Here is a 12408-nt window from a genome sequence, read left to right as displayed (position 1 = left end):
ACCCAGCCTCTTACTCTACTGAAACTGTAAACAGGGTTGCATATGATCATTTATATTATATGTAAAGATATTAAATATTACATAGTAATGAAATAAAATGGATATCTGCTTAGGTTATAAAGCCAATTCGTGTTACTGAATCGGCTTTTTTTATGGCCTTTTCCCAAATATCTACGGATCTCAGATGTAACACCTTGGGCATAATCTACACATATGACTTCATATTTCCAGTGTATATAAGCGTTTGTGTATCCTACAGGCAAAGATAAAAACAACATATATACGAAAATTACTAAATATAGGAGTTAAAATGATTATTCTTTCAGAGGTTCATAGTCAAACCAATCGAAACTTGCAGGCGTACACTCCTCCGATGGAGCATAAGCGTACATGGCGATCATCACACCTGTGAAACCACTTGCCACTTCAGTAGATAACAGATGTGTTTCTCCTGAACCCACTTCGATGGCATCGGATGAACCTTGCTGATAAAGGAACGTGAAGTGATTACGGTCAGCCTTGATTTGTAATACAACCGGCCCCTTGTCACAGTCAAGGACCTGTTCGGTTCGCAGAGAGCCGACCGTTCGCCGCAGTATGATTTTCTTCTGCCCATCGACCTGTGTTACAGCCAAATCGTAATGATATTTATCATTCATAAATAAGGTTAATCCAGCTTCCTCACCGCTCGCATTTGGCTCATAACACAGCTCGGTTGCCATATTGCATAAGAAATGGCTCAATCGACGTCCGACAAAGGCTGGATTTTGTCCATTATCGAGTGAAACCGAATGACCACGGAGGATGAGCTGCCCGGGATTTTCAGTGAGCGTCCAACTACCCGGAGCCGGGTTACGCAAGAAGATCCAGTTCATGCCTAATGATGGTTCGTCAAAATCATCCCGAATAGCCTGAGGCGACCAAGGGTGCTCAGCCAACAAAGGCCCAGTCATCTCCTGCTCAATATGTCCGTCCACACCAATCATCGGCCAACCGGTGTCCGTCCAAGTGACAGGTACCAGGAACGTTTCACGTCCCAGATGGTGCCGCATGGGGTAACCTGCTGGACGAATACCAAGAGATACGGCCCACCAGCTTCCATCCTGGATCTGGACAAGGTCTGCATGCCCGGTTGCATGAATGCTGGATTTCATGCTCCGATTGGACAGAATCGGATTATGAGGACACGGATCAAATGGTCCGTATGGCTCTGTGCTCCGAGCAATGGTCTCCATATGACCATACTCTGTTCCACCTTCGGCGATCATCAGATAATAGAGGCCGTTTATTTTATACATGTGGGGAGCTTCGGGTGCTGCTCCTCCGGTTCCAGTCCAGATCAATCGGCTATCCGTTAGTCTGGCTCCGGTCGTGATGTCTATCTCGCATTGATAGATACCCTCGCCTTCATCGCCGTTACAGGCCGTTTGAAAATACACATGTCCATCTTCATCAAAGAAAAAAGAGGGATCAATGCCGCCCTGATCAACAAAAATCGGAGCAGACCATGGTCCCTCGGGCTGGGCACTAACTACATAAAAATTTCCGCCGCCGCTGACATTGGTTGTTGTCATATATAACCAGCCATCATGGTACCGGAGTGTTGGGGCAAAAATACCGCCAGAGCTGCCCGCATTCGCTAAAGGAAGTTGCTCAGTTGTTGTGAGGACATGGCCGATCTGTCGCCAGTTCACAAGGTCTTTGCTGTGGAAGATGGGCACACCAGGGAAATATTCAAAGGTACTGGTTACCAGATAATAGTCTTCATCTACACGGCAGATACTTGGATCTGGATAAAACCCCGGAATCACCGGATTGGTATATTTCATCATTTATGCTCCTATTCATTTCGAGAGTTTAATACCTGAACGTATGAGAGGTCTCCTTGCTATTAGGGGAATTATATCGTCTTCAATCACTTACAACCTTGATTTTTCGGTCCTCGAATAGCATGATATAGACATTCAACCCAACATGGTTTGCGGAGGGGAATGCTTTTGAGTAATGCATATTTGAGATGGTTTACCTCAGATCAACAGTTTCCATTTTTCATTCAGTATGGTGGACACGACCAAGACATGGAGCTTCATAATCATGTAGACTTTACGGAACTTGTCATTGTTCTGAGTGGTCATGCAACCCATGTGGTGAATACCGAGGAATTTTTTGTTAAAAAAGGGAACGCATTTGTGATTAATGGCGACACCCATCACGCGTATAAAGACCCTCATGATTTTAGGATCTGTAACATTATGTTCAGTCCCGAGATGCTTGCTTCGGCTGGGCCCGATCTGAGGAAATCTAACGGCTTCCAGGCGTTGTTTGTTTTGGAGCCGTTTTATCGTAATATTCACTCCTTTCCGAGTAAACTTTCGTTATCCATTTCCAGTCTGGAGTATGTAGAATCGCTGATATCGTTCATGATTGAGGAGTATCAGAGTAAACAGCAAGGGTATCAGACGATGTTGATCTCACGTCTTACGGAGATGGTTGTTTATTTGTCGAGGCAATATGATACGCAGGAGAAAGGGATCGAAGGTAATCATCTGATGCATCTGGCCAATGCCATTTCATTTATTGAAGATCATTATCTGGAGCCACTGTCGCTAGAGGATATTGCGGGGAAGTCGAATATCTCCATAAGGCACCTGAATCGGATTTTTCGATCCTATTATCAGATGACCCCGATCTCTTATTTGCAAAAGTTGCGTCTGGAGAAGGCATGTCATTTGTTGAAAAACGGGAATATGTCCATCACGGAAATTTCGTATGAATGTGGATTTAACGACAGTAATTATTTCACCCGCCAGTTTAAGAAAGCCTTTGGCAAGTCTCCCAAAACCTACAGACAGACTCATTAACACCCGAATGAATATGATGTGTGAGCCGGGTGAACAGAAAGTCTGGGCCGAGATTCGCCAACGTATAAATCCAAAAACAAGCAGGACCATCCTACGAGGAGGTCCTGCTTTCGTATTTTCAAGGCATTTTAATATTCCAAAAGCCGTCCGTTGTCATGCCACTGACCGTACATTTTATTTTCCTTTGTGTTGGTTATGAACTTATCCAATCTGTTCTGGAATAATGCTGGCTGATTCTTAACACTTTGGATCGTATCGATCCGAACGTTTTGATACAGTTTAGGAAAGGCCATGAAATTTGCATAAACCTGATGGTCTTCTTTCAGCCTTTGTTTGATCACACCATCAATAATGAAAGCATTCGGCTCCATAACAGGAAGAACCTTTCTACCCTCATCATGCATGAAGCCCAACTTTTCAAGACGACGGACACGTTCCTTGTTCAATTCAGTCCATGAGCTACGTTTACTTCTAGGAGATAATCTCTGTGCTAATTGAGTCTCGGATATTTTCTTTTTGACTCCATCGATCCAGCCAAAGCACAGCGACTCCTCAACCACGTCCAAATACAGCAGGGTATTCGGCACGGGTTTCATGCTTATCATTACCCAGCAAGAATTCTCAACTTTTCCATGCGTCTGCAACCAATTTCTCAATTCATCCCTCGACGTCACGGGGATACAATGTATATTTTTCATCCGATTATTAACTATACCTGAGCCGGTTCCTGATACCAAAAGAGTGAGTAGTCATTCATGATGGAGGCATGCCCCAATTGACGCAGCATGGTAGAAACATTGCCTCGATGATAGGTTCCGTGGTTAACCACATGGATCACGATGTCCGATAAGCTGGTTTCGCGAATTCCTGCAAATGGATTATCGAGTAGAATGGTTTGCTCCAGATCTGCTTGGCCTCGTAACCACTCACTGTATTGTGCCGACAGGTCGGTAAAACATTGGATGTACTCATCCACAGAACCGTGAATTTCACTATTGAGTGGTATGCATGCTTGCAGTGCCTCGGGCATACCTGTGCCAGTTAACACCAGATACCACATCTTATCCACTGTATAGATATGGCTGAGTGCGTGAGCAATGGTTGGATATGAACTGTTCACTTCCTGACTCAGGACAGAGGAGGGCAGTTCCTTGATTCTGCCCAGGATGGTTTGGTTGGCCCATGCGTGGTAGTTATACATTTGTTCCGGATGATTCATTGATGATCGTCTCCTTTAATTTGGCGATAGATTGGGTTAACTTACTGAGATGATTATAAAAAAAGAAGTATGACAACAGCGTGTCATACTTCTTCATAGAGCTTAAGTGCGTTTCGAAGTTGTTCTTTCAGAATGTTTCGTAATTCAATCGGTTCAAGCACCTCGGCGCCACTGCCCAAACTAAGCAGAAACGACCATAACCACTTGGCTTGTAACGGTTGATGAACCGGGATACGCATTGTCATACTTCCATCCTCGTGAAATTGCTTAGCTGCCTGTTGAAAATGATCCATGGCTTCCGCGAGCGCTTCCGGGTTCACCCGAAATACCACATCACTTACCTGATCTTGCCATGACGGATCTGACACAACCGTCTCTTTGGGAAGCACAAGATGGGGTTGGAAGTGTTCCGATGTCAGTTGCACGTTCATCATTCGGGACAGTCGGAACTCGCGATAATCCTGCCGTGTCTGGCAAAATCCATATACATACCAATTACGATATTTAAAATGAAGTCTTACCGGTTCCAGATGGCGGGGGGTATGTTCATTTTTTGTATTGATGTAGTCAAAACGCACAACCTGATGATCCGTAATCCCTTTACGCAGATGAGGAAGGGCATCAGGCTCTGTTCGGCGTGTCTCCAGATCCACCGATAGACTTGAGCTTTGATGCTCCGGTCCAATCGTTTGCAGACGTTCAATCGTGCCTTGTGCACGTGCATCTTCGAATACTGTGGATAGACTGCTCAGGACCGTGATTAGGGAATCCACATCATAAGAACCGAGTAAGCTTTTATCCATCTTGTATCCGTCCATCATGCCGTAGCCGCCTTTAAGTCCCTGATGGGAGACGACCGGGAAGCCGGCGGCACAGATTACATCAATATCCCGATAGATCGTTCTTGGGGACACCTGAAACTCTTCCGCCAAGGTGGGAGCAGACAATACTTCGTGGTTCAGCAGTTTGTATATGATTGAGATTAATCGCTCCAATTTCAAAAGGTATCCCCGCCCGTTATTCCGTTTTGTCATTACAGGCCATTATTATATCACATGAAAAAAGAGTGCTGGATAGCACCCTTTCTAAGACACATGATTGTTGTTGTGTTAAACAGTTACATTAGCAGATCGGTCGAACTTAATATCGAGTGAATAGTCAGAGATGGCTCTACTCTTCTTGCACGTTATAGAGAACCCGAGCGAGCAGATTCTGACCATAGTTTCCGAAGTTTTTACCAAAGATCGTTAAGCCCCGTTTGTTCAAAGGTTCGTCCGTAACCGCAATGCGGAAATGAATATCGCTTTTGTAATCCAGCCCAATCTGGTCCAGCGTTACGTCCGAGATGCGGCATCCGTCAATATAGCTGCCTTCCTGTGTAATCCGGATCAGCTTCAGCATGCCGTACTGATTGAGGTGGGGAGGCCACCATTCCGGATTAAAGGTACCGCGTGTATTGCCAAAATCCCCCGGACTTGTCCAGCAGCCAATCTCAATCCCATTGACATAGAAGTAAATATCCGAAGGGTAATTGTCACAAAAGCCAGGTGCCTCCGAACCCAGTTCCATCGACAACTGAATTTCGCTAAAGGACTGATTGGGCTTGAGATAGTTGGGAATCCGATACTCGAGATAACCTTCAGCCAGCCAGATCATCTCCGCATCAATTCGCAGTGGATCAGCAAAGTAACGCGGATCATCGAACTCTCCAACAATGCTGTCCCGGGTAGCTAGACCACATGTAGGTGCAGCCTGATAATCGCTGTAATGACCTACCTGAATTTCCACCTCGTAACGATTGTTAATCTCCTGTGAACGCAGATCAACCATCAATTTTTCCTCGTTGAGATAACATATCTTCTGAATTCCATGTTTGCCAACGGCGGTGTTGATCTCGATCAATCCGCTCTCTTCAAGCTTCTTGATATGCATTGTGATAGCGCCATTGCTCAGTCCCAGCTTGGTTGCGAGATCATTGAGATTAAGACTTTGGTTCTTGGCCAGCAGCTCGATGATCTGAATCCGGATTTCCGAACTGAGCGCTTTGAAGATATTCACACCCGACATCAGATCTTTAATATAAATCATAGGTGGATTTCCTTTCCCCGTTCTGAACAAAGTCTTCGACACAGACATTTGCACATTTATATGTTTTATTTCAGATAATTATAAATCATTCCCTCATGGAAGGGAAGGGTGGAGAAATAGAAGCCAAAACCCTTGTATATAGCGCAAATACGAAAATATAATCTATATTTTGTCCACTATTCCGGTTGAAATAAGTGTTAATCAGTTCACATATATTTGAAATATACCATTGAAATGTCATGTAACCGCTTTTATAATCCTATTATACCTAAATTGATTCATTACTTCATGAACCTAATTAACCATTTGATCAGGAAAGGTGGAGTTCGGAATGGAAAAGTTAAGCAATGTGAAGAGGTTGAAGTGGAAACGGTTGGCGTTACCGGCATTACTTGTGATGGTATTACTGCTGGCAGGTCAGTCAAAAGCTTTGGCGGCATTCTGGAATCTGACCGGAGATACCGCTGTTCATGATCCGTCGATTATCAAAGAGGGCGGTTCCTGGTATACCTTTTCAACCGGCCCGGGTATTCAAGTATTGAAATCCGATAATGGATCGTCCTGGTATCGTGTTCCACAAATCTTCTTAAGTAAGCCATCCTGGTGGGCTTCTGCCGTTCCGGGACAAAGCGGATTGGATGTATGGGCACCGGATGTAGAGCAGTATAACGGAAAAGTATGGCTCTATTATTCAATCTCCACCTTTGGCTCCAATCGGTCTGCGATTGGTCTTGCGTCTGCGAACAGCATTGGAGCAGGGCAGTGGAAGGACGAAGGATTGGTGCTTCAAACCACGACCGCCAATAATTATAATGCCATTGATCCGAATCTGGTCATCGATGCTTCAGGCAATCCATGGCTGGCCTTCGGTTCTTTCTGGAGCGGTCTGAAGATTGTCAAGCTGGACAAAAATACGATGAAACCGACAGGCAGTATAACTTCCATTGCTGCGCGCCCGAATAACGGAGGTGCTATTGAAGGACCAAGTATTGTATATCGTGGCGGTTACTATTACCTGTTTGCTTCCATCGATTCTTGTTGCAAAGGGGTGAACAGTACTTACAAAATGGTCTATGGACGTTCGACCAGTATAACAGGCCCTTATGTGGACAAAAACGGAGTTAATATGCTGAATGGTGGCGGAACGATATTGGATACAGGCAATGTGAAATGGAAAGGTCCAGGTGGTCAGGACGTGTACAACGGCAATGTCATCGCAAGACATGCCTATGATGCAGAGGATAATGGGAATCCGAAATTGCTGATTAATGATTTGCTTTGGGACTCGAGTGGCTGGCCGAAATACTGATTTATTTCATACAAATATAAAATGTTTTATAAAAGTGTTGACTAAAGTGATCTGGATTTGATAAATTTAACAACAGAAATCTTAATTTCATCCAATTGAATACGGTTACAAGTCCAGATCAGGAGGGGTTCAGATGGTAAAGAAAAAGAGTTGGGTCACATTTATGCTTCTTATGCTGGTAAGTGCGCTGGTACTCGCAGGTTGCGGAGGAAGCAGCGGTGCAAGTGGGGACAAGGAGTTAACGTTTATGTTCCGCGGCGGTACTGATGAGCAGAAAGCATACCAAGCGGTGGTCAAGAAGTTCGAAGAAGATCATCCGGGTGTGAAAGTCAAAATTATCGTAACGGCTGCGGATCAATATGCAACCAAGCTGAGAGCGGCAATTACAGGCAACAGCTTGCCTGACGTATTTTATATCAATCCGGGCGACGTGAAAGCGTATGTGAACAGCAATGTGCTGATGAACCTCACTTCGTATATTGAAAACAATCCGGACGTTGATCTCGATAATATCTGGAAATACGGCGTGGACCTGTATCGTTATGACGGCCAAATGGCAGGTCAAGGTGACATCTATGGTATGCCGAAGGATCTGGGGCCATTTGCACTGGGCTACAACAAAACGTTGTTTGAAAAAGAGGGCATCCCACTCCCTGACAAGGATAAACCATACACATGGGAAGAGTTCGTCAAGGTGAACCAGCAAGCGACCAAGGATACCAATGGAGATGGTAAACCGGATGTATACGGTACTGGATTCAACGTACAGTGGGCCCTGCAATCCTTTGTTTGGAGCAACGGTGGGGATTGGTTGGATGAGACCAAAACAAAGGTAACGATTGATGATCCAAAATTCGCGGAAGCGCTGCAATTCTTCGCGGATATGCAGAACGTATACAAAATTACACCTTCCATTGAGGAAGCGCAAACATTGGATACGTATCAACGCTGGATGAAAGGTGAAATGGCTTTCTTCCCTGTAGGCCCATGGGATATGAGTACATTTGAGAAACTACCTTTCGATTATGATTTGCTGCCATTCCCTGCGGGATCGACTGGCAAATCGGCAACGTGGATTGGATCTCTGGGAATCGGAGTATCGGCGAAGACAAAACATCCAGAAGAAGCAGCAGCATTGGTGAACTACCTTACAGCTTCGAAGGAAGGCATGCAACAACTGGTAGATGCTAAGGTACAGATTCCGAACTTGCTTGATATGGCAGACGAGTGGGCCAAAGATACATCCACGAAACCAGCCAACAAACAGGAATTCATTGATATCGTTGAGGATTACGGACGGGCTCTGCCAGGTAACTACACGTACAATGCGGAATGGTATGACCTGTTCTTCACGGACATCCAGCCGGTATTGGATGGCAAGATTACAGCCGCAGACTATGTGAAGCAGCAACAGCCGAAAATGCAAAAACTGCTCGACAAAGCGGTTGAACAAGAAAAGAAATCTCAGAAATAGTAGATAGGAAAGGGCGATGCCGGCAGCCTGCAATCATGCTGCTGGCATCATTCGCATTGGGACTTATTGGATTCCATACGGGCATGTGGCATTCGTTGATCGGCTAGGTTCAATCGAAGAATGCCACATGCTGATACTAGAAACAGGGGTGAACGCCGTGATTACGAAATCGAGTTTGTATCGCAAAGAGATGCTGTACGGATATCTGTTTATTTTACCTCCGATTCTTGGATTGCTGATCTTTGTCATGTTCCCGTTCCTCTACTCCCTTTATGGTTCCTTTACGGATTGGGATGGGCTGGGACAGATGAACTTTATTGGTTTGGCCAACTTCAAGGATTTGCTCACGGATGACCTCTTCTACAAAGCGATGTTTAATACATTCTACCTGATGCTCGGTATCCCGATTGGTCTGTTGTTGGCGCTGTTGCTGGCGATGGGTCTGAATCGTAAAATTCCCGGCACCACGACATTCCGAGTGATCTATTACATTCCGGTCATTTCTTCCCTCGCCGCGGTGTCCATCATGTGGAACTGGGCGTACAACGGGGATTACGGTCTGGTGAACCAATTCCTTGACCTGTTTGGGATTAAAGGACCAAACTGGCTCGCGAACAAAGACACAGTCAAACCGGCTCTGATTATTATGACGGTGTGGAAAGGCTTGGGATACACGATGTTGTTGTATCTGGCAGCACTGCAAAGTGTATCACGTACATACTACGAAGCGGCTGAGCTGGATGGAGCGAACGGCTTCCAGATCTTCCGCAATATCACCTGGCCTATGGTGAAGCCGGTTACCTTTTTCCTCATTGTTACAAATATCATTGGCGGTTCCCAGATTTTTACCGAGATGAACATTATGACACCTACGGGTGGTCCTGAATATTCTTCGGCATCGATCGTTTTCTACATCTGGCAGAAAGCCTTCAGTAACTTGCAGATGGGTTATGCCTCAGCGATGGCCATGATTCTTGGTATTTTCATTTTTGTCATTACCCTGGTCCAATTCAAAATGAACGAAAAATCAGCCTATGATGGGGATTGATTGTCAAGGAAAGGAGTGAACCGGAGATGTCTTACAGTCAAAAGAGGAAATTAACAAACTCGATCATCTTTATCGTACTCGCGATTGGGGCGATTGCGATGATTGCACCACTGATCTGGATGTTGTCCACGTCATTGAAAGAGAAGCAGGATGTGTTCGCGCTTCCACCTGTATGGATACCTGAAGTATTCCAATTTGGAAAGTATAAAGAAATCTGGGAGGCAGGGCCGCTGCTCAGCGGGATCAAAAACAGCCTCATTGTTGCGGTGAGTGTAACGGTAGTGGGTACGTTTACGTCCAGTATTGCCGCATTTGCTTTTGCCAAGTTAAGATTCCCGCACAAAAACAAACTGTTTCTCGCGTTGCTGGCATCCATGATGATTCCTTATCCGACAGTCATGATTCCGCAATTCATCATGTTTGCGAAGCTGGGCTGGGTGGATACGCTGTTACCACTGATTGTTCCTGGTCTGTTCGGTAACGTAATCATGATCTTTTTCCTGCGCCAATACCTGCTTAGTGTGCCTGATGCAATTATTGAGGCGGCCAAAATCGATGGAAGTTCCTACTTCCGGCTGTACTCCAGTATTACGTTTCCGCTCATCAAACCGGCGATTGCTGCGCAGTTGATTCTCTGGTTCATGGGCATCTGGAACGATTATCTGGCACCGATTATTTATCTGAATTCACCGGAGAAGCAGACGTTACAACTCGTTATAGCGAACTTTAATGCCACGTATGCGATTCAAACTGATTACCCGCTTATTATGGCGGCGTCGATTGTGGCTCTGTTACCTGTATTAATTATCTTCCTGATCTTCCAGAAACAGATTATTGAATCAGTTGCCATTTCGGGAGTCAAGGGATGATCCAGAGGAAGAAATTCCGAGGATGGACATTTTCGAAGAGAGGGGTGGTTGCTTCCATGTTGTTATTGTTGGTTGTTGGAGCTACAGGTTGTTCCGGAGAGGGAGCAAGAGAAACGGTGTCCCGTCCGGTCTTTCCTGAAGCTCCACAAGATACTCCGTTGTATGACACATCCATACTGGACGATGAATCACGCTGGACGGTGAACAATGCGCATGATCCGGCCATTATCAAAACCGATCAGGGATACTACGTCTATTCCACAGACGTTCGTGTAGCAGGAGAAGCGAAACCCGGCGTCATGGTACGCAAATCGGATGATCTGATTAACTGGACGTGGGTAGGTCAGGCTCTGCCGGGCATTCCGCAAGAAGCGCTGGACTGGACAGGTGCGGTCAATCTGTGGGCACCGGATGTGATCCAGGCTGGTGATACCTATCGGATGTATTATTCGGCTTCTTCTTTTGGCAGTACCCAGTCGGCTATTGGTCTTCAGACATCCTCATCTCCCGAAGGTCCATGGACAGATGAAGGACTGGTTGTGAAAACCTCTGCAAATGAACAGGACAAATTAAATGCCATTGATGCTAATCCCATCGTAGATGCTGAGGGCAATTCGTGGATGGTATATGGTTCATTCTTTGACGGCATCTACATTGCGCCACTTGATCCCGACACCGGAAAATTCAAGGACGAGGGTTATGGTACGCGCATTGCCGCACGGGATCGTGCAACTGAAGAGGGCGCAGTAGAAGGTCCCTACATTGTGTATAACCCGGAGTTCCAAAAGTATTATCTATTCGTCTCCTATGATTCCTTATTCGAAGATTATAACGTGCGGGTTGCGCGTGCTGATTCAATCACAGGACCGTACACGGACATAAACGGCAATAACATGCTGGATACGGAGCATCTGCCGCAATATGAGATTGGCACCAAAATTCTCGGCGGTTATCGCTTCACAGAAGGTGAGGGCTGGGTTGCGCCTGGACATAACTCCGTTTTGAAGGACGGAGACGATTATTACATCGTGCATCATGCACGGGGTGAGACGGATAAAAACTGGCCATATCTGCATGTTCGCAAAATGTTATGGACGAAGGACGGCTGGCCTGTGGTTTCACCTGAACGTTACGCCGGTGAGACTGCCCAGGACATTCCGAAGTCCATGATTGCCGGGGCGTGGGAAGGCATGGCACTTGATCCGTCCGTGGACGGGCAGATTCAAGCCGTGCCTTATACCCTAACGGACAAAGGTAAAATTCAAAGCGAAAAAGGTTCAGGAACCTGGACATTTGATGACAAACAAACACTCACGTTGAAGTGGAAAGAAAGCCCCTGGGGCGGAGCTTCCACAGAAGAGCTGAAGCTGCTCCCGTCCTGGGACTGGGAGCGAAGCCAGCCCGCGCTGGTGGTGACAGGCCTCAATGACCACGGCGTGGCGGTCTGGGGCAAGCAGATCAGCGCTGCGGAGGAGTAAGGGGTCGACCAGCGAGCGCGGTAAAAGCAAGCTGCCGCTCCGAAGGTGCACAAGCAGTGAGG

At 46.0% G+C, this 12408-nt stretch carries 11 protein-coding genes; 6 read left to right on the top strand and 5 right to left on the bottom strand.

Annotated elements, in window-relative coordinates:
* Nucleotides 1–314 precede the first annotated feature (314 nt).
* Entirely contained in the window at nt 315–1829 is a 1515-nt protein-coding gene (locus tag J7E78_RS28290) for a glycoside hydrolase family 43 protein (protein ID WP_215080085.1), read from the bottom strand.
* A gap of 168 nt (nt 1830–1997) precedes the next feature.
* On the opposite strand from J7E78_RS28290, the gene J7E78_RS28285 reads away from it, so the two are divergent.
* Nucleotides 1998–2861 (top strand): helix-turn-helix domain-containing protein, encoded by an 864-nt coding sequence (locus tag J7E78_RS28285; protein WP_215080066.1) that lies wholly within the window; start codon nt 1998–2000, stop codon nt 2859–2861.
* A gap of 128 nt (nt 2862–2989) precedes the next feature.
* Here J7E78_RS28285 and J7E78_RS28280 read toward each other — a convergent pair whose 3' ends face one another.
* The 4 genes from J7E78_RS28280 to J7E78_RS28265 form a co-directional block, all read right to left on the bottom strand.
* Nucleotides 2990–3559: a YdeI/OmpD-associated family protein gene (locus J7E78_RS28280; RefSeq protein ID WP_215080064.1), complete on the bottom strand. Its 570-nt coding sequence runs from the start codon at nt 3557–3559 to the stop codon at nt 2990–2992.
* Nucleotides 3560–3570: 11 nt separating this feature from the next.
* The gene (locus tag J7E78_RS28275; protein WP_215080061.1) at nt 3571–4080 is read right to left on the bottom strand and encodes a DinB family protein; all 510 of its coding nucleotides are present in this window, start codon (nt 4078–4080) and stop codon (nt 3571–3573) included.
* A gap of 83 nt (nt 4081–4163) precedes the next feature.
* Nucleotides 4164–5081, bottom strand: coding sequence for a helix-turn-helix transcriptional regulator (locus J7E78_RS28270; protein WP_215080059.1), 918 nt, complete (start codon nt 5079–5081; stop codon nt 4164–4166).
* A gap of 169 nt (nt 5082–5250) precedes the next feature.
* Nucleotides 5251–6168: an ArsR/SmtB family transcription factor gene (locus J7E78_RS28265; RefSeq protein ID WP_036668788.1), complete on the bottom strand. Its 918-nt coding sequence runs from the start codon at nt 6166–6168 to the stop codon at nt 5251–5253.
* Between the two features lie 331 nt (nt 6169–6499).
* On the opposite strand from J7E78_RS28265, the gene J7E78_RS28260 reads away from it, so the two are divergent.
* The 5 genes from J7E78_RS28260 (at nt 6500) to J7E78_RS28240 (ending at nt 12346) form a co-directional block, all read left to right on the top strand.
* Entirely contained in the window at nt 6500–7477 is a 978-nt protein-coding gene (locus J7E78_RS28260; protein WP_215080057.1) for a glycoside hydrolase family 43 protein, read from the top strand.
* Nucleotides 7478–7610: 133 nt separating this feature from the next.
* Entirely contained in the window at nt 7611–8951 is a 1341-nt protein-coding gene (locus tag J7E78_RS28255; RefSeq protein WP_215080055.1) for an ABC transporter substrate-binding protein, read from the top strand.
* 157 nt (nt 8952–9108) lie between these two features.
* A complete protein-coding gene (locus J7E78_RS28250) occupies nt 9109–9999 on the top strand; it encodes a carbohydrate ABC transporter permease (protein WP_215080053.1) in 891 nt (296 codons plus the stop codon).
* Nucleotides 10000–10025: 26 nt separating this feature from the next.
* A complete protein-coding gene (locus J7E78_RS28245; RefSeq protein WP_036611483.1) occupies nt 10026–10868 on the top strand; it encodes a carbohydrate ABC transporter permease in 843 nt (280 codons plus the stop codon).
* A 56-nt stretch (nt 10869–10924) separates the two neighbouring features.
* Entirely contained in the window at nt 10925–12346 is a 1422-nt protein-coding gene (locus tag J7E78_RS28240) for an arabinan endo-1,5-alpha-L-arabinosidase (RefSeq protein ID WP_215080051.1), read from the top strand.
* Nucleotides 12347–12408 lie beyond the last annotated feature (62 nt).

This window comes from Paenibacillus polymyxa (assembly GCF_018614975.1).
GTDB lineage: Bacteria > Bacillota > Bacilli > Paenibacillales > Paenibacillaceae > Paenibacillus > Paenibacillus polymyxa_E.
The sequence above is the reverse complement of the archived record's forward strand: the minus strand, read 5'-3'. Positions and strand labels throughout refer to the sequence as shown.

What these genes read in the sequence shown, in the direction of transcription:
- J7E78_RS28245 (WP_036611483.1), top strand. Translation starts at nt 10,026, where the DNA reads ATGTCTTACAGTCAAAAGAGGAAATTAACAAACTCGATCATCTTTATC.
- J7E78_RS28275 (WP_215080061.1), bottom strand. Translation starts at nt 4,080, where the DNA reads ATGAATCATCCGGAACAAATGTATAACTACCACGCATGGGCCAACCAA.
- J7E78_RS28255 (WP_215080055.1), top strand. Translation starts at nt 7,611, where the DNA reads ATGGTAAAGAAAAAGAGTTGGGTCACATTTATGCTTCTTATGCTGGTA.
- J7E78_RS28290 (WP_215080085.1), bottom strand. Translation starts at nt 1,829, where the DNA reads ATGAAATATACCAATCCGGTGATTCCGGGGTTTTATCCAGATCCAAGT.
- J7E78_RS28280 (WP_215080064.1), bottom strand. Translation starts at nt 3,559, where the DNA reads ATGAAAAATATACATTGTATCCCCGTGACGTCGAGGGATGAATTGAGA.
- J7E78_RS28240 (WP_215080051.1), top strand. Translation starts at nt 10,925, where the DNA reads ATGTTGTTATTGTTGGTTGTTGGAGCTACAGGTTGTTCCGGAGAGGGA.
- J7E78_RS28265 (WP_036668788.1), bottom strand. Translation starts at nt 6,168, where the DNA reads ATGATTTATATTAAAGATCTGATGTCGGGTGTGAATATCTTCAAAGCG.
- J7E78_RS28260 (WP_215080057.1), top strand. Translation starts at nt 6,500, where the DNA reads ATGGAAAAGTTAAGCAATGTGAAGAGGTTGAAGTGGAAACGGTTGGCG.